Source organism: Butyricimonas sp. Marseille-P2440 (genome assembly GCF_900091675.1).
GTDB lineage: Bacteria > Bacteroidota > Bacteroidia > Bacteroidales > Marinifilaceae > Butyricimonas > Butyricimonas synergistica.
Genome location: NZ_LT594609.1, coordinates 1,217,581 through 1,236,949 on the forward strand (window position 1 = coordinate 1,217,581; position 19,369 = coordinate 1,236,949).

Below are 19,369 nucleotides of genomic sequence, written 5' to 3' on the forward strand. Positions count from 1 at the left end.
TTAAAATCCTAAGTTCAGCCCGAACGTGAGCGAGCGGGTCTTGGGATAAGTTGCTCCCGGGGTTTCCGGATCCATTCCGCTGTAATTCGTGATCGTGAAGAAATTATTCAGCGTGAACATCACATCCAGTGAGGACAAACGTAATTTACGAACAATGTCTTGCGGAACTTGATACGCCAGGCTGATATTGGAAATTCTCAAGTAAGAGGTATTTTCAATCATTACTCCCCGGGTTATTTCCGTGTAGAACGGGTTGTAATAATTTAAATTCAGGGCAGGACCGTAATAATCGGTAATCCGGGGATATTTCACTCCTGTCGTATGTTCCGGAGTCCAACGGTTTGTAATATCTTTTTCCACGTTCAAGTGATTACGGTATAAATCACTGTAATAAGTTTGATATGAATTATTGCCGGTTCCTTGTCGTGCACTTTCTGCCGTGGCTGGTGATTTCATATTATTGTATATTTTGGCATCCAGCGCATAGGCTCCGCCAACGTTCAGTGTTAGAGCTTTATACGAGAAACGCAAATTGAAACCACCCGTGTATGGGGCTGTTGCGGTTCCCCGGTAGAATAGGTAATTATCCGGGTCATTCAAGTCTGTTGCCTTGTTGATCTCTGCATCCGGGCGGAGTTCAAATTTGTATACGCCGTCATAAGGATCAATTCCTGTCGGTTTTCCCGTGAAAATAGCATCCAGCGGGTAGCCTTCGTAATTGTCATAACCACCTGAAATTTTGCCTGATAAATCCTTGTACCGTTTCAGCTTGTTCTGGTTCCATGCGAAGTTCGCGGAAAGAGATAATTTCCAGTCTTTACTGTTTAAAATACCAAATTTTATCGTTGCCTCGAAACCTTTATTTTCAATTTCGGATGAGTTATACTTTTGTGATGAAAAGCCCACACTGGAAAGGAGTCGGGAAGTGGTCACGGCATCCTTTGTCAAACGGTAGTATCCTTCCACCAATCCGGAAATCCGTTCATTGAATATACTGAATTCCAATGCGACCTTCATATCCCGGGTTTTCTCCCATCGCAATCTCGGATTAGGAGCCACGTACACGTTACCGATGCGATATTTGTCGTTGTTGTCTGTCGTCCTGTATTTTCCCGTGTAGGTCATGACCAAGTAAGGGCTGGTATAAGGATTGACATTTCCCGTGTATCCCATGGCTGCACGTAAAGTCAGGTAATCCAAGAAACTCTTGAAAGGATCCATGAAGCTCTCTTGACTGATATGCCAAGATGCCCCGATAGACCAAGTAGGGTTGAATTGTTCGTCGCTACCGAAATGATTGGAACCATCCGTCCTGAAAGAGGCACTGAAAATATACTTCTCCATCAAAGAATAGTCCAAAGAGGCGAAGAACGAGGCAAAACGATTTTCCGTGATCTCTTGCCCGGACAAATCGTCCATGATTGCTGCCATGGATTGGGGAGTAATATTATCCGGGTAAGGCATGGCTGAGTTACCGGTTACGGGGTCGTATCCATAGCGTTTTTCGAAAATGCTCTTTGTCTTTTCTGCCCGCAATTCGGCACCACCCAATGCTGTGAGGCGATGGATATCATTGAATACGTTCGTGTAAGTCAAGAATCCCCGAACACTGTAACTTTCGTTGTTGGCAGAGGTTTGTGAGATCGAACCGTATGTTCTTGTGGTCGATTTGTCAAAATCCAAACGGTCATTGAATGCCGTCATGGTGTTTTCCCCGTAAATATCATCTGTTTTGTTGTTTGTGAACGTGAAGGATGCTAAACCGGAGAATTTCAGTTGCCTTAAAATGTCATAGTCAAAACCAACCCGCAAACCCGTGGAAACGTTGTCTGCTTTGGTTGAGTTTTCGTTCATTTCACGTAATATATTGAATCCGTTCGGTGGCAAAAGTTTGTCTTTGGCAGGATAACCGTTTGCTGACCCTAGGGAGTAATAAGTGAAATCCGGACGATAACTGCCGTCTTCGTTATAAGGAGTTTCATACGGGTTAGCGTAATAAGCGTACGTGAATGGATCTAATTTTCTAGGGTAATCGTTGGAATGTCGTTTTGACAAATCAAAGCCAAACTCTATTTTCATTCGTTCGCTAGGGGTTAAAATTAAATTGGAATTCAGGTTATACCTGTCATAATCATTGACTTTCACCAATCCATTGTCTTTCGTGTATGCCAGGGACACGTAGTAGGTGCTCGTTTCACTACCCCCGGACAGCGAGAGATGATGGTTTGTTGACACGGAATTCCGGAATAATATGTCGAACCAATCTGTCGTGTGACCGGATAATTTCTTTATATACTCGTCTTGTTGCTCTGTGGTCAATGGTGTTGCACCCTTTTCCAAAAAGGCTAATTGTCCGTCCTTTTCCATTAATTTCCCGGCTCGCATCATTCCCACGATACCTACCACAGGGTAATACGTGTCCACTTGGGAGAAACCGGGTTCACTGAACTCGTTCCACAACTCTTGTTCCCAGGCTAATTTTTGGGTGGAGTTCATGAGTTTAACGCTTCGCTGAGGTTTGAGTCCGATGGATACGTTAGCCGAATAATTCACGGTCATTTTTCCGATTTGTCCTTTTTTAGTTGTCACCACGATAACACCGCCTGCTGCCCGGGAACCGTAAATAGCTGTCGCGGAAGCATCTTTCAGGATAGTGATACTTGCGATATCATTTGGGTTTATCATCCCGATGCCGTTCGTGAAGATGTCATTAAAATCTCCGGATTTGATTTGTCCCGAATTGATCTTGGGCATATTGCGTTGCATGGGCACTCCGTCGATAACCCACAAGGGTTCGGCATCTCCAGTCAAGGAACTTGTTCCCCGGATCCGTATCTTGGCAGACTCTCCCGGACGTCCGGATAATGCTTGTACGCTGACTCCGGCTACTTGTCCTTGTAGCAATTGGTCTACTGTCGGTTGCGCTTTGTTGGCGAATACTTCCATGGGAACGACAGCTACCGATCCCGTGGCTTTTCGCCTTGTAGTAGTTTGGAAACCGGTTACCACCACTTCGTCCAATTGGTCGGATTGAGATTTTAGTTCCACCTGCATCTCTTTCCCGTCTTGTGGGATGTCTGCATCTACTGGGGTCATACCGATAAACGTGAATTGTAGTTGTTTCACGCCGTTAGGGACATTTATCGAGAACCGTCCGCCAATATCTGTGGCAGTCCCCACCGTGGTTCCCTTGATTATAACAGTTACTCCCGGTAAAGGTTCCCCTTTCTCGTCTCGAACGACTCCGCTGATCTTCCGGGAGGTTTGTTTTTGAGCTGTTTTCTCGGTAATCACGATAATCTTCTCGTGGATTTCATATTGTAGATTTGTCCCTTGCAAGATGCGTTTCATGACCGTATCGATGGGAGCTTCTTTCACGTCCAGCGTAATATCATTCACGTCATTAACGATTTTCTCGTTATAGATAAAATTAATACCGGACTGCTTTTGTATCTCTTCCAATACTGTGACTAGCTTCACGTGCCTCACATTCAGTGTGATTTTTTGCGTTTGAGCCGTTACCGTAGAGGGTAGAGAGGTTAATCCCAGTGTCACTGACACCAGAAAAAACAGACTTACCAATTTGTTCATCTCTTTGTTAATAAAGGTTTAGTAATGTTTGTACTTTTCTTGTTCTTCTTTTTTGTTAAGACATTTTTTCTTGTGGAATTTAGTCTTCAACCGACCTACTTCCTTCTTTTTATATATATAACTTGATCAAGCAATTCAAATTTCACGGGGATAGTCATTTCCAGCACATCCAACAGCGTCTGTAACGGTTTGTTACGGTAAATATCTCCCGTGTAATATTCTTCCCGGTAATCCGCGTTATACACGACTTTCACGTTGTAATAGCGTTCTACTTGCTTTAGGATTTCCGATAGAGGAGTATTTCTGAAACAAAACATATCATCAATCCATGCCGTGTAAGGCTTCAGTTCCATGTCGACAACCTGAATCTTTCCGATCGTGTCTATCATTGCCACCTGTCCGGGGATTAACCGCCGAAACGTTCCCGTCTTCCCGGAAACCTCAACCGAACCTTCCACTAGGGCGGTGGATACGTAGCCATTATCCGCGAAGGTGTTCACGTTAAATTTTGTACCTAACACTCGTACGTTCAATTGATCGGCGTTCACCGTGAATGGGGATTGTTCATTCCTCTTCACGTCAAAGAAAGCCTCTCCTTCGAGGTGAACTTCTCTCGTGTTCCCCGTGAAAGTAACCGGATACGTGATTTTACTATCGGCATTCAACCATACTCGTGTACCGTCGCTTAATATCAAGTGAAACGAGGTTCCCTTGGGAACGATTAATGTGTTGTGTTTAACTTCCTTTGCTGTGTCAGACGGGGAATAGACCAGCGTGTTTTGCTGTACATTGGCAATGGCTGCCCCCATTTCCATCGTGTCGGGGCGAGTCGTTGTTGAAAGATCTATTTGTCGTCCGTCTGATAACACGAGGCTTACTCCTCCGGAAATTGATTTCACGGGAGAGGAGATGATAGGTTCTGTTTTATCCATCAGATAAAACGATATTCCACAAGCGAGAACGACCACTGCTGCTACACTCCAACGCCAAGCGATAGAACGGGCGGTACGTTTGCGTTTTTTATAAAATCGGGATAGTTGATATTCGATGTCCGTGTTCGGGTAATATGCATTCAGTTTTGCCGGGTCGATATGATCGATCGAGTTGTAAAGTTCTCGATTCTCATCGCTTTCCTGCAACCAGGCTTCCAGCTTCTCCTCGTCCTGTGGGGCTATTGGAGTGAGTCGTTGTTTGATTGCCAGGCGGCACATTCTGATATATTTTTCCAATTTTTCCATAAGTATTTTTTGTTGGAAGATCAGTTTTAGATCCTCGTTCATTTGTAGAACAACTAAATTTTAAAAGAGTATGAGTTTTTTTTGAAATATTTTTTTAGTGCCGATCATTTTTTATTGTGTAGCACGATGAGATCCTTTTTTAGAAGGATACAATTTTGGAGTTAATGTATAGAAGTAAGGAATAGGCAAAATATGATTTTAGACAAAGATTCCCTTAATTGTTTATAAGCAACCATCTTGTGGGATTTTACGGTCACGATACTAATATCCATGAGTTCTGCGATTTCTTGATTCTTTTTCCCTTCCAGGTGGTAACGTATGACTTCTTTGCACTGTGGGGAGAGGGTGTCTATTGCCTTGTAAAGTAAGTGGCGGCTTTCTTCATCCCACACGGATTTTACGAGAAAGCTCTCGCTTTCCATCTCCCGGCGCATTCGTTCGTTATATTTTTCTTGAATTTTCAAGTGTTTCAGGTCATTTAATATGCGGTTGCGTATGATTCGGTACATATAGGCAGCGAGAGCCGGTTCCGATTCAAAAGTAAGGTCCGTTGCCTCCCAGATTTGGACGAATGTATCTTGAACTACGTCTTCTCCTTGTTGTGTATCAATTAGAAAACGAGAGGTAAAAGCCACGAATTTTTGAAAGTTGCTTCGGAAATATTCATCGAATATAATACTTTCCCCGTTCGTGAAATGTATATGTTTAGCTCCCCTCCGCATAAGGCATCCTTATAAATATGACTAGGTTTTGTAAACGTGTATTAGGTCACCTCGGGCGTAAAAAGCCTATTTGAAGTTTATTAATTCAACGTTTAATGATAGCAGGTTTTATTACAAACAAAATATTCTCACATTCAACAGGTTGATTTATTAACATCCTGATTTTCATGAAAATAGAATAATCAATAATAACATTTTTTCATTGACGGATTTTGATTATTTTTGCACTAAATAAACGTTCGTTTTTTGAATCGCTAATTCTTTTAAATATAGAAGATTAGAGCGGGATATTGGTGAAATTGAAGTCGATATAATGTAGTGTTAAATTTGTGTGGAATAAGTATAATCTCGCTTTGTTTTTTATCCAGTTAAAGTCTTTGCAGGCAAGATTTATATGAGCAGGGGCAATCGAACGTTATTGAAAGAATAAGGGATCCGGGCCATGGACAAGCCTTTGGACTGTCCATTTAAGGAGCAAAAAAACAGAGATACACCAGCCAAAGAGATTCAAGCAGTAAGCGAGCGAAACGAAATAGAAGCAGTATTTGGAATCGGAAAGCGGGTTTGTCGCACAAATAATATCAAAGCAAAATTGCTTGATGCGGCTGAATCATGGCCAGGTGTGTGCTACTTTGCCAAAAATGTAATGAAGTTCCTCAAAGAACTTCTTTATGCCCTGTTTCTTATACCTGAAACAAGAGAGAGTTCTGGAAAATATCGGGGATGGTTGAAAGGGAAGCTAAAGGTGGTGGCATAGGAGAAAAAGAAATTATTTAGCAGACCCTATTTAAATTCAATATATTTTACATAGAAATTAAAATAAACGCATTGTTTTTTACACGCATCTTCATAACTTGTGATCTCTACGTAACATTATATATTATAAATAACAAATTATGGATAACCCGCCACACCCTAAAAACAATGCTATCCATTAGTATGGATATTAATTCAAATAAGACTGCGCACTAACACATTGCTATAAGTAAAGTTCATTTGATCACATAATTATTTGTCTTACAAAATAAATATGACAAAACTATGAATAAAATTTCAATACTTGTATTTTTATGTCTCTTAATTATCATGGGATGTAGTGAGGAAAAAATCTATATAAAAAAAGAAAAGACGAATATTCAAGAAGATAAAAAATCTCTTCAAATAGTCACGGATTTTTTACATTTTGATCAAGCAACTTACGATAAATTGCTTAAAGACGAGGATTTCTTGTTACTATGTGAATCTTACGATAATCTACGTCAAAACATTTTATTTGACACAACTTTCTTGGTTGAACAAAAACGTCATTTTTCTGACTCTATTTTCTCCATTACAAAAACATTATCTAAAAAGTATCATTGTGAAAACTTGTTCAATTATACATTACACAAAGTTAATAGCAAAACATTAAGTAGGGCTCACGATTGGGGACAATGTTATTTTCATCCAGATGGTTACTATGTATGTGACACTTATGAAAACTGGCAAAAAGCATGGAGAGAATGCGCCAGTTATGAAAGAACAGCCGATCTTTCATTACAATTTAAATTAGATGTATTCAAATACAGAACAGCTTTATTAGCTTACATATTGAATTTATGTAATAGTTGTGCATATGTGTATCGTAACTTTGCCAGTATCACAAACGCCCGGGTTGGAGATTACACTTTTGCAGAAACGTCCAGTTTACAAAGTGTGATTCATGCATATGAAAATACCCAAATTGAAAATATAAAAATCTGTTATGAAATCAAAAATTTAGAAAGTCATTTTACTGATTTTTTCTATTCACGTGTTTGGACAAAATGCATTCTTGGTGGCGAATCATCACCTTCCCCTACAAATCCTTATGATAGTATATGGCAGGGAGGGGGCGGAGGTATTATTCCAGAACCAGAAGATGGTAAACTATATGCAACTATTCAAGGTCCTAGTAAAACAGAGTTAATGAAAAAATACAATATACTTGCTACGGTTAAATGTACAGATTCGGAAAAGAGAATTCCTCGCATAGCAAGTGTGACATTTGATATTAAAGATCGTACTAAATCCGGCACATGGAAAACTCTTGATGATCCTGTCACTATTATAGGGGGAAATGCTGTTCTCAAAAGATTGGCAATTGCACCGGGTTTCTGGGATATACAAGCAACAATAACATTAGAAGGAGAAACTGGAGAAATCGTAACATGTAATGCGTTGACCGTTGAAGAGTATTATCCAGATATAAGTAAATTTCAAAATCTTCCCGTTGTGACATCACGTGCTGTAGATTTGTGGAACAAAGTTGTCGCTTTTGCCACATCCAATCAGTCTACACGAGTTATACGTGAATACGGATGTTTAATTTATTTAGACACGAGGACGGGCGATTATTATTGTGGACCTGATATTTTAGGTGATACGGTCACACTTGACAGAGCTGTTGAAGCAATTGTTAAATATAATTATGATGAAATACTAATTGATCCTAGAGAACATAGTTCCTATGCAGTCGGAACCCTTCATTCACATTATCCATTGACTTGGGCTGTACCCGGATCAAGAAGACCTGCAGGTCCCTCTTCGCGTGATTTAAACGTAAAACTTCCCGGATTAGTATATGATTATACGCAAGATGTATTAGCAGGAGACCCCATAGATATACCAGGTAATTCTAAAAAAATATATTCTTTTGGTCCAATCAGAAGAGACACATATAAATGGTAATTATATATAAAATACAAAATCATGAAATTTATCTATCTGCTACTTACTATTCTTGTTTTAGGAATAAACGATGAAATTTTTAGTCAATCGAATGCAACAACTCTCATTGACAGTACTATTTGCGTGTATATTGACAGTTTAAAAAAAATGAAATTAAATAAGCGAATTATTAAAATAGCCCGAAAAGCAATATTAAAACATGGTGCAGAATATTATAAGGAATATAAAAAACCAATTATAAAAGAACAAAAAGTTGGTAAACATAGTGTCGACCTCGCCGTATCAGAAGTTTTAAAATATAACGGAAGGATTTATTACACAATAGAATATCCATACGACGACAACAAGGAACTGTTCTATAGTAGCTATTCAGCCAAGGTTTACTTGTGGGAAGATTTATCAATATTTTTAATTGTCTTCGGTAATGGTAGATATCTTGACTACGAAACATTATCCAGACAAGAAAAAAGAAAAATAAAAGTTCCATATCAATCGTCACTACCTTTAGAAAATGTTCTTGATACAATTCGTGATGAAAAAGGCAATATTATTAAGCTTCGTCATACCATTAAGGAGCGTAAATAAATTGGACAATACGTTTTAAATTAAACTCGATGATGTATGGTCATCTTTTATATGGCTTGATCGTTATTTAGACATAATTAAGGTCTGTTGAATAACTGTAATTTTTGATATTCAGAAAAAAAAATATCCTAGTTTTTGAGTGTTAAAAACTGGTTTTATAAAATATACATCCCCTATCAAGCAATTAAGTTTGGATGACTTTCGGTTCTCTCTTTCTGATTTGAACAAGAACAATCGCTGGGTAAAATTGGGCGACAGCCTTCCCTGGTATGATATTGAGTGTTTGTTATATTTTAATCATATTCTGTATAATAATTTCAAAGTGAACCTATAAAAAGCGCATACGACAAATCGCAAATTTATGAGAAAAGTGGATTGTGATGTTTTCAGAAAAATGAAATTAACACATATTATTGAAAACAAAAGAAGTGTATTGTGGTGAGGGAGCGAGAATAGGAAAACGAATATTCGGATGAAATAAAATGAAAGAAGAGAAAATAAAAAGCCCCGAAGAGCGATACTCATTCGGGGTAGTTTTGAGTGTTTTCTATAGAAATTCCTGTGTTCTATAGCTTGTATTGATACAATTGAGCCAAAATGTTGTGGTACTCTTTCTCCACGTCCAGATAGCTTTGTTGGCTGTCATAGAAAGTGGTGAGCTCGACAAAATAGTCGATCACGGAGAGTTGCCCGGCGTTGAGGGCTTTGTTGAGCAATTCTACATTGCGTTGTTGTTTCAGTACTTTGGCGTAATCTTGGCGAGATACCTGCAAGGCTTCTGCTTGGTGGTAGAGTTGTTGCAGGCTTGTGCGGAGATTTAGACGGTTGTCTTCGAGGGAAGCCGAGGCAAATTCTGCTTGGGCTTTGGCTTTTTTCACCGTGTTCTTGTTCTCGAAGAGGGGGATGGATACTCCCACGACGAAGCCATTGGAGGCTACGTTTCCCGATGAAGCGCTACGTTTGTAACCGATGTCGAATTTCGGGAGGGAGAGCGAACGGTTGAGTTTTATTTCCCGTTTGGCGATCTCTTGTTCTCCTGCCAAGCCTTTCAAGTTTGGGTCGGCGGCGATAAAATCGGTTTGCAATTGCTCGAAGTTAATCAGGTTTTCTCCCATCGGGTATTCTGTGTTCTCGAACGTGATCGGGTTACCGCCGTTCAAGTTTTGCAGTTGTTCCAATGCGGCATTCAAAGCAGCTTGATTCAGACGGCTTTGGTTTTGGGCGTTGAGTAATTCCAGTTGAATTTTATTTAATTCCAGTTGGTTGGCATCGCCCGACGCCAATCGCTTTTGGTAGAGGGCAAACATGGATTCGGCATTACCAAGGCGCTCGTCCAGCAGGACTTTTTGTTTACGCAGGTAAATGATCTCGATGCAGGTTTGTTTTGCCGTCAGCAGGAGTTGTTGGCGGTAAGCCGCGAATTGCAGGTCAAACGTGCCGGACTTCAATGCGGCAATCTTGTTCTTGTTCGTGTATGCGCTGGGGAAGTCCAACGATTGTTTTGCCGTGAATGAATATTCCGAACCGGGGTTATTGCGGTTACCCCACATTTGTTCCCACTCGAAAGTTGGGTTCGCCAAGAATTTGCCCGTTTGGGATTCCAGTTTTTGGGCGTCAGCCAACTTCACGTTGGCTTGCAACGATTTGTTGTTGTTCTCGACGCTTTTCAATACCTCGTCGATGCTGCTTTGGGCTCTCGTGGAGAGAGCACCTAGCAACATGATACTTAATATATATAATTTGTACGTCTTCATTTTGTTTATTTCAAGGGTTATGCTTCCAAATTTTCAACTTCTTTCTGTTTGTGGTTGAGCAATATGTACATGATCGGAACCACGAAACCGTTCAGTAGGGTGGAGCTTAACAATCCTCCCAGGATAACCTGAGCCATCGGGCTTTGAATCTCGTTACCCGGAAGATCGCCTCCGACGGCTAGCGGGATCAATGCTAGAGCTGAAGTTAATGCCGTCATCAAGATGGGGTTCAACCGGTCGAGCGAACCGTGAATCACACTTTCATGCAGTGACATTCCCTCGCTCCGCAGGTGATTGTAGTGCGACACGAGCAAAATACCGTTTCGCGTTGCGATACCGAATAGCGATATGAAACCGATGATGGCGGGAATACTGATAATACCTGAGGTCATCCATATACTGATGATTCCACCGATGATCGCCAAGGGCAAGTTCAACATGATGATTCCGGATAGCGGCATACTATGGAATTCGTTGAATAGCAACAGGAAGATCAATAAGATGGAAATCAAGGAAGTAATGAACAACGTCCGAGAAGCAGCTTGTTCACTTTCGAACTGACCGCCGTATTCCACGTGATAGCCTTCCGGTAAAGTGATTTGTTCGTTTACCGTCTTTTGGATATCCTTCACGACACCGTTCAAGTCACGTCCTGCCACGTTGGCGGATACCACGATTTTCCGTTGCACGTTCTCCCGGCTGATGGTGTTCGGTCCCACGGAGGGAACGATTTCAGCCACGTAATGCAGCGGTATTTTTTGCCCGTTGGCGTCTATCATCAGGTTGCCTATTTCTTCCATGTTTGCTCGGTTGTCATCATGTACTTTCACGGTGAGGTCGAATACCCGTCCGCCCTCGTAGACTTGGGAAACCACTTTCCCGGATAGTGCTACGTTGATAAATTCAGAGAATTCGGGTAGTGTGATACCGTACTTGGCAAGCATATCCCGTTTGGGCATGATCTGCAATTGCGGACGTTCGATCTGTTGTTCCAGAGTCAGGTCGGCGATGCCGTCTATGCCCTGGATGGCATCTTTAATCTGTCCGCCGATAGTGTACAACTTGTTCAAGTCGTTACCGAATAATTTGATAGCGATATTCGCTTTCGTGCCGGACAGCATGGCATCAATACGGTGGGAGATCGGTTGTCCGATTTCGATATTCATTCCTTGTAGTTTACCTAATTGCTGACGCACGTCGGCAAGAAATTCCTCGCGGGAACGTTTGTCTAATTCGAATGGAGCTTCTATTTCCGACACGTTTACCCCGAGGGCGTGTTCATCCAGTTCGGCACGTCCGGTCTTCCGGGCAACAGTTTGTATTTCCGGTATGCCTAGTAAGATTTCTTCTGCCATGCGTCCCATTTTGTCGGATTCTTCTAACGAGATTCCCGGCATCGTGCTGGTGTTGATCGTGAGAGAACCTTCATTGAATGGGGGCAGGAAGCTACGTCCCAGACCGATCATGATAATAATCGTGAAGATTAGTAAAGCGGCACTCGTGCCAATCACGATCTTTTTGTGATGAAGTGTCCATTCCAGAGCTTTTTTGTACCATTTTTTCAACGTGCGTGCCACGATGGGTTCTTTTTCGCTTTTCTTCAATGCTTTCGAGGTTGTCAATATGTAGCTACATAATACCGGTGTAAGGGTTAAGGCGACAATTGTTGAAGCGAAAAGAGCCACGATGAAAGCAATTCCTAGCGGTATCAACATACGTCCTTCCATGCCGGAAAGGAAGAATAAGGGCAAGAAACAAGCCACAATGATAAGCGTGGAATTCAGGATCGGCATACGTACTTCTTTTGATGCCTCGAACACGACCTTTAGCGGGGAAAGGCGCTCGCCCTCCGGTTTTAGTCGATTCTCCCGTAGTCGTTTATACACGTTTTCGACGTCGACGATGGCATCGTCGACCAGCGAGCCGATGGCAATAGCGAGCCCTCCCAAACTCATGGTATTGATGGTCAGTCCCAGCGCGTGTAGTGTTAGGATTGCCACGAGTAAAGATAGCGGCAAGGCGATCAGCGATATAAGGGTCGTGCGTACGTTCATCAAGAAGAAGAAAAGGATGATGATCACGAAGATCGCTCCTTCTAGCAAAGCCTTCTGAATGTTTGAAATAGAACTTTCGATAAAACGGGATTGACGGAAAATGTCGGAAGAAACCTTTACGTCCGAGGGTAACGTCTTTTGCAATTCGGCAATGGCGTTATCCAGTTTGTCTGTCAGTTCCAGCGTGTTGGTATTCGGTTGTTTCGTGATGGTAATCAGAACTGCGGTTTCTCCTTTCTCGGAAGCCAATCCCAGTTTGGGTTCTTTCTGCCCGATTTGAACGGTGGCAATGTCGGATAATAAAACGGGGGTGTTATTTACCGTTTTTACCACGCCTTTGCCAAGTTCTTCTGCGTTATTCGTGGCAAGAAGACCTTGCACGATGTATTCGTTGCCATATTCGTAAAGGATTCCTCCCGTGGCGTTCTGGTTCATGTTGTCTACCACGGCGAGTACCTCGTCTAGGGTAATCCCGTAATGCTTCATACGGGCGGGATCTAGGAGTATCTGATACTCTTTGATATCCCCGCCGATAACCGTCACTTGTGCCACACCTCCAGTGGAGAGTAGGCGGGGACGGATTGTCCAGTCGGCAATCGTACGTAAGTCCTGCAATGAGGTGGTATCAGCGGTTAAACCGAAAATCATCATCTCTCCCAAAATGGAGGATTGCGGACCGAGCGTGGGGCTTCCCACGTTACCGGGAAGAGCATCTCCTAGGGTGGACAATTTTTCTGAAACGATTTGCCGAGCCGTGTATATATTGGTACCCCACTCGAATTGAACCCATACGACAGAAAATCCCGTCGTGGAAGACGATCTCACACTACGCACGTCGGTAGCACCGTTTACTGCTGTTTCAATGGGGAACGTCACCATGCGTTCCACTTCCTCGGGAGCCATCCCCTGTGCTTCGGTCATAACGACCACGGTCGGGGCATTCAAATCCGGGAATACATCCACTTCCATTTTATGCGCCGTGTAAGACCCCCATAAAAGCAAGGCGATCGACGCGATCATTACCACCAACCGGTTGTGTAATGAATATTGTATGATCTTATTTAACATCCGAAGTTAATTTTAGATTTTAAAATTCTGAGATTCCGTGATTGTCGATTTCGTGATTAATCACAGAATTCGAAATCACTTAATCATTAGTTTTTCAATTGATCAGTGTTCATGGCTATGTCCGTGAGGTATTGCGCCGGAGGCGGAAGCCATTTTCACTTGGTAAGCACCTTGTGTTACCACGCGGTCGCCGGGATGCAAGCCTTTCAGTACTTGTACGTCTTTGCCGTTGTTGGCTCCGAGGGCAACTTCTTGTTTGCGATAACCTTCATCGTCAATTTGCACGTAGACATAGAATATTCCCATTTCGTTTGTTAGTGCCGAAACGGGGATAGCCAAGGTATTTTCTATCGGGGATGAAATAAGATATACTTCCACGAATGAACCTGGGATGACTTCTCCTTTGTTGTCGAATTCGAAAGACACAGGTACAAAGAATGAATTGTTGTCTGATGTTTTCCCGAAGGAAAGCAATCGTCCGTTCAGGTCTGCCAACTCGTACACTTGATTGTCATACGGCGTTTTGAAGTTGGCGCTATTGATGCTCTTCAACGCGCTGTAATATCTTTGGGATACTTCGGCACGGAGCACCAGGCGTTGGTTTTGTGAAACCGTTGCCAGCGCTTGACCGGCAGTAATGTATTCTCCTTCCTTCACTAGGATGTTTTTCACGTGCCCGTTGATCGGGGCGCCTACACTTACACCTTTTTCCGTTTTAGAGCCTGATATGGCTTCGTATGCGGTTCTGGCCTTCTCGTATTCCAGGCGGGCAGCTTCAAATTCTTTTTGTGAGATGATTTTGTCTTTCACGAGTTCTTCTGCCCTGTCGTAGCTGGCTTTTGCTATCTCGTAAGTGGCTTTTACTTTCGTGTAGTAATCACCTTCTGCCATGTTCTTGGATGAGATTTGGAACAGTGATTGCCCTTTTTTCACGGCGGTGCCTTCACTCAATTTGTTGGAGGTGAAGGATACGATGCCATTGCTAGTGGCAACAACGACTGCCTCGTCGCCGGGAGCTGCCATGATCTGTCCGGTAGTCTTCACCACTTGGTTGAAGTTTCCGGGTTGAACTTCTTCTACTTTGAAATTTGTCTTGGCAGCTTGTTCTTTGGAAAAGATAATTTCGTCGCTGTGTTTTGCTTTTTCCGCTTCTTTTGCCCCGTGGCTATGTGAGGCGTGTTCTTCTGCGGTTTCGTGTTTATGATCGTGTTCGTGATTGTGTTCTGCATGGATCTCTGTTTCAGAGTGTTCATGTTTGTCTTTGGATGAATTACTTTTGCAGCCAATAAAAGAGATGGCTAATATTGTAATAGCATAAATAATTGTTCTCATGTGAATAAGTTATTTGTTATGAGTGTAACATCAAATGAATATTTACCATGCATTCGTGTGAGAAATGAATGCAAAAAGTGAAATCTCGAATGATTTCTTTAAGCTATTACGGTAGGGGGAGCCCGTCCGGCAGAAACCACGCTCCACGTGATCGGGTGGAGGTGCTCCCGGTAGGGAGTGGGCGAGAGTATTCGTGAATCTCCCGGAAGTAGTGCTATGTTATTTTCTCCCGCGATGATAAATAACGGGAGGAGTAGTTGATCCGGAGTCCATTCCGGGCAACATGAACATTCATGATGATGTTCTTTTATAATATCTGTTTCAAAGAGTTGTTTTACCTCGCATTCTTTTTCACACGAATTGGATTTATGGTTATGTTGACAAGTTTTTCCTGCCTCTTGTTCCATGCAGTGTGTTGCGGTAAAACAAACGAATACGCCATGATGATGGTGCGGCACTACCGATGATACCAGCATAATGATGCTGGCTACAAGAAGTGGTATGGCTGCTAACTTACGTTTATTCATGGCGTATATTGTTTTCTATCTGCAAAATTAATTCATAGAATGCAGATATGCAAATGTTTGCGGAAACTTTAATAAATAATTAACGATCACTTGTTCAGTACTTCGTATCCGCGAAGCATCAATTCAGCCGAAGCGGGATTCGTTGCCAAAGGCACGTTGTGCACGTCACAAACTCGCATGAGCATCTGTACGTCCGGTTCATGGGGGTGCTTGTCCAGCGGGTCACGGAAGAAGAATACCATTTGTACTTTATGCTCCGCTACTTGTGCTGCTATTTGTGCATCACCTCCGATAGGTCCCGATAGCAGGCGTTCTACTTTAAGCCCCGCATCCTGTGCGTGTTTCCCCGTGGTTCCGGTGGCAATGATTTCGATGTTTGCCGAATGCATAAAATCATAATGCCTATTCAAGAAGGCTACCATTTCTGCTTTCTTTCCGTCGTGTGCGATTACTGCTAGTTTCATAGTGTGATTTTTTATGTTACGGCAAATATATAATTAAGTTGGGTAAAAATGAAATGAATTATTCTACTTTTACCCATTTTACAGCATCAGCAATAATGATTTGTGTTGTGTTTATTGTTATGTTCATATTATTTTTCCAATTTACCATTCGTCTCAAGTTCAGTTTAAAATCACTCTCTTCTTTATCGTTTTTAGCACCTCGATCATCCAAGATTATTCGAGCGGGACCTTGTTTAAAATAAAATTTTCCTAAAGAAGCCCAACCTGTTGAGTTTTTCCAAGGAAAAAAGATGATTTCATTGTTTCCTGAGTCATCGCATATAGTGTAACAAACTGTATGACCATATCCAAAAGAAGAGTAAACACTTGTTCCTTTGCTATTATGAGCTTCATATCTAACATTATTCACAAATATTTCATAATATCCGGCCTCCTCTATATGAGTTGCCCATATAGCTTTACAATCTCCTTCACCAGCATATTTATACCAGGCATCACGTTTCCCATGCCCATAGCATGAATTTACAATTAAATTAGACCAAGGTCCAGCATGATTATCTTCATTCCGATCTTTATGTTTAAACCAATTTACAAGTATTTTTTCCGGTGGAAAGATGAGTCGGAATCCGGGGTCCGAATTATCCACAATAATTTCTCCCGGAGCGGGAGCAAACTCACGTTCATCAATATTATAAATTCCTGAAATCGTGTCATGAGAATAATCTGTAACAGCATTCTGCCATTTATAAGAAAAAGAAGCTGGAATATTTGAAGAAATTCCTGTATTTACACATAATTCATGCATTCTTTCTTTTATAGAAATTTCTTTACATGCTCCCCGTTCCAGTAAGTAATAATAATTCTGTTTTCGGTTACCATGTATGGTTGCGTTTAAAGAAACAACTCCGTCGGAGTGTCCCACGTTCTTTATTTTCAGGCGAGTAAAGTATTCATCAGTTCCTTCCCCTCTCAATTGGCGCACATCTTTAATCTCAAAATAAGGTAAGGATGTGGAATTGTACCACTTGTGAAGAAAATCTGTTATGTCGATATTGAAATATTGTTGAATTTTTAGTTTAAACTGTTCCCAATTATATCCTGGTGAATACATAAATTCTTGGTAAAACAACTCGAATTGTTCCTCTGAAGAATGTAAGTGCAAATAATTTGCTAGCTCTTGTCCTTTCAGATAAACCACGGCATCCAAGACGTTCCTGTCCATCCCCTTTTCATGTAAAGCGTTTTTAAGTGAATGATTTTCATTAAGATATAGTTGCGCTTGTATTATATCCTGATCTAGGCATTCGGTGTTTTTTTTCAAATTTCTCATGATGACATTCAAAATAGGGAACTCTAATGGAGTCACATGTCCGGTTCTAAATAAAGATCGTAAACAATATTTATGTTTTTCACGGTACTCCATTTCTCTAGAAGAAAATGTTATCAAATACATCACATCGTTTGTTCGTTTATATGAAGGTGCTCGTTTAAAGTAAGGATCTAATAAACCGTCGATATGATACCATTTTGTCGTCTCTGGATCTTGGTATTCTTCTTGCCCTTTCCATCCCACTGTTCCCTCTTGTACTAAGACCATTTCCGGTTGGACTAATTCACTTGAATTTTTCCAAAAACGGAAATAAGAAACTACGGATGCTGGTACTTCTATAAAAAATAGATTCTCGGCAGGATAAATGCCTTCATAATCCTCCACGTGTGAGAAAATCTGCGTTGCCATAAATTCCGTTGAATACGGCCATATTGTATGTCCTTTAACGGGCATGCTTGTTATTTTCCAATTACCATTCACTTGGGCTGATGTTTGTTCAAACGGACCGCAACAAAGTGTAAGTCCTGGAAGTTTTTTGGTGGTGGTAAAACACACGGTATCTCCACTGAATGTTTTAGTTCCTTGAGAAACAATGGTATTTGTGGTGGTGTGTAAAACTCGAAGGTTATATTGACACAAATTCATTGCTGTTTCGTATGGAGAGGTTATATTTATAGGTGGTTGGGTTACAGGATACCATAAACACTCCGGAAGTAGTAATGTAAAATTGTCGGATATAAAGCTAAATCGTCGTTCAGGAACATAAGCTTGCCGGCTGTAACTCGGATGATAGTAATCTTTATCAGGTATATCCAGGTAACAGATCCTGTCATCCACGTTTCCTTCATATTCCATTACAAGAGAGGTCTTTGCCCCTGGCATTAACGGGAAATCTATAATAATGGCTTGTTTCTCGCGTTTAAAAGGTATTGGTTTATTGTCATTTGTCACTTGGGTTAGTGTTAAAGAGGGATTTAGGTATAATATCACTTGTTTTAAGGATTCTTGCTCAAGGTTTTCCACCGTAAGATTACTTTGCATAAACATTTTTCCCTTATGTAGACGACAAATGATTGAATGATAGGAAATTGCTGTCTTGTGGGAAGAGGTATATTTGTTATAAACATTTCTGTATTCCTCTCGGATGAATTGCTCTTCTTTTAAGCGATACACGTTGGAATATCCTAATGTGTAACCAACCAATATTAAAAGTAAACCTGCTGAATGGAAATAGGCTCTCTTGCGGCGGTAAGAATCCAATCGCCGTTGAAAGCCAAAAGAACTTAATAATAAGCCAATGCCCACGAAAAAGAACGAGAAACGTTGTGCTAAATATCTTTTTAAATCCTCCATGAGCCCTGTGATATTTGAATAGCCATTGGGTAATTCTCGGGCAAATAAATCGAGGGGTAATAGTGACTGGCAATAAGTGATAATTAGGTATAATATGCAAAGTAGAATTATTATTGCAAGCATACGATTTCGTAATACCTCAACAAACCAAACAGATAACCCCAATACAAATATGAATGTCGGCAAAGAAAAGGTCAACGGGTAGAAAAAGTAAAGCCAGCCAAAAAAAGGAGAGTCGCTCATGAATACGTGAATAAAAAGAGCAACTCCGGTTGAAGCCAAGCTTAAAACAAAATATAATAAAACAAATCCGAATAACTTTCCCAAGAAATAGCTAAAATTGTTGTAGGGGCGAGTCCGTACTACTTCCAGGGAATCTATCCCTTTTTCTCGGGAAAACAAATCCAATACGATAAATGGAAAGAGAATTGCCTGTAAAAAATTAAACAGGAATGAATTTATTAACGGAAAAGAACTCGGAAGAGTGACCATTCCATAGGTGGTAGAATATGTTTGTAAATACAAGTGGTAATAACCTGTTACAAAAATGATCAAGAACAAGAAAAAGCGAAATAACCAATTCCTTCTCCCGATTTTGAATTCATATTTAGCAAAAGTGAAAATAGTACTCATCCGAATTTT

At 41.2% G+C, this 19,369-nt stretch carries 12 protein-coding genes; 3 read left to right on the forward strand and 9 right to left on the reverse strand.

The features are described 5' to 3' along the window. The 3 genes from BN8899_RS10695 to BN8899_RS10705 form a co-directional block, all read right to left on the reverse strand. A complete protein-coding gene (locus BN8899_RS10695) occupies nt 1-3,591 on the reverse strand; it encodes a SusC/RagA family TonB-linked outer membrane protein (RefSeq protein ID WP_082986993.1) in 3,591 nt (1,196 codons plus the stop codon). 95 nt (nt 3,592-3,686) lie between these two features. Then, nucleotides 3,687-4,829: a FecR family protein gene (locus BN8899_RS10700; RefSeq protein ID WP_187376857.1), complete on the reverse strand. Its 1,143-nt coding sequence runs from the start codon at nt 4,827-4,829 to the stop codon at nt 3,687-3,689. A gap of 161 nt (nt 4,830-4,990) precedes the next feature. Further along, nucleotides 4,991-5,551: an RNA polymerase sigma-70 factor gene (locus tag BN8899_RS10705; RefSeq protein ID WP_065219360.1), complete on the reverse strand. Its 561-nt coding sequence runs from the start codon at nt 5,549-5,551 to the stop codon at nt 4,991-4,993. A gap of 442 nt (nt 5,552-5,993) precedes the next feature. On the opposite strand from BN8899_RS10705, the gene BN8899_RS10710 reads away from it, so the two are divergent. The 3 genes from BN8899_RS10710 (at nt 5,994) to BN8899_RS10720 (ending at nt 8,845) form a co-directional block, all read left to right on the forward strand. After that, nucleotides 5,994-6,308 (forward strand): hypothetical protein, encoded by a 315-nt coding sequence (locus BN8899_RS10710; RefSeq protein WP_065219361.1) that lies wholly within the window; start codon nt 5,994-5,996, stop codon nt 6,306-6,308. Nucleotides 6,309-6,592: 284 nt separating this feature from the next. Continuing rightward, nucleotides 6,593-8,260, forward strand: a complete 1,668-nt coding sequence (locus BN8899_RS10715) for a hypothetical protein (RefSeq protein WP_065219362.1) — start codon at nt 6,593-6,595, stop codon at nt 8,258-8,260. A gap of 21 nt (nt 8,261-8,281) precedes the next feature. Beyond that, entirely contained in the window at nt 8,282-8,845 is a 564-nt protein-coding gene (locus tag BN8899_RS10720; protein ID WP_065219363.1) for a hypothetical protein, read from the forward strand. Between the two features lie 566 nt (nt 8,846-9,411). On the opposite strand, the gene BN8899_RS10725 is transcribed toward BN8899_RS10720, so the two are convergent. The 6 genes from BN8899_RS10725 to BN8899_RS10750 all read right to left on the reverse strand — a co-directional run bounded on the left by BN8899_RS10725 (nt 9,412) and on the right by BN8899_RS10750 (nt 19,360). Beyond that, nucleotides 9,412-10,599 (reverse strand): TolC family protein, encoded by a 1,188-nt coding sequence (locus BN8899_RS10725; protein WP_065219364.1) that lies wholly within the window; start codon nt 10,597-10,599, stop codon nt 9,412-9,414. A 17-nt stretch (nt 10,600-10,616) separates the two neighbouring features. Beyond that, nucleotides 10,617-13,721 (reverse strand): efflux RND transporter permease subunit, encoded by a 3,105-nt coding sequence (locus BN8899_RS10730; protein ID WP_065219365.1) that lies wholly within the window; start codon nt 13,719-13,721, stop codon nt 10,617-10,619. Nucleotides 13,722-13,823: 102 nt separating this feature from the next. Next, nucleotides 13,824-15,053, reverse strand: coding sequence for an efflux RND transporter periplasmic adaptor subunit (locus BN8899_RS10735; RefSeq protein WP_065219366.1), 1,230 nt, complete (start codon nt 15,051-15,053; stop codon nt 13,824-13,826). Nucleotides 15,054-15,151: 98 nt separating this feature from the next. Continuing rightward, the gene (locus tag BN8899_RS10740; RefSeq protein ID WP_065219367.1) at nt 15,152-15,580 is read right to left on the reverse strand and encodes a DUF6769 family protein; all 429 of its coding nucleotides are present in this window, start codon (nt 15,578-15,580) and stop codon (nt 15,152-15,154) included. A gap of 86 nt (nt 15,581-15,666) precedes the next feature. After that, nucleotides 15,667-16,044: a methylglyoxal synthase gene (locus BN8899_RS10745; protein ID WP_018337518.1), complete on the reverse strand. Its 378-nt coding sequence runs from the start codon at nt 16,042-16,044 to the stop codon at nt 15,667-15,669. Nucleotides 16,045-16,102: 58 nt separating this feature from the next. Then, nucleotides 16,103-19,360 carry a hypothetical protein gene (locus BN8899_RS10750; RefSeq protein ID WP_065219368.1) on the reverse strand — a complete coding sequence of 1,086 codons (3,258 nt, stop codon included), beginning with the start codon at nt 19,358-19,360 and terminating at the stop codon, nt 16,103-16,105. Between the last annotated feature and the right edge of the window lie 9 nt (nt 19,361-19,369).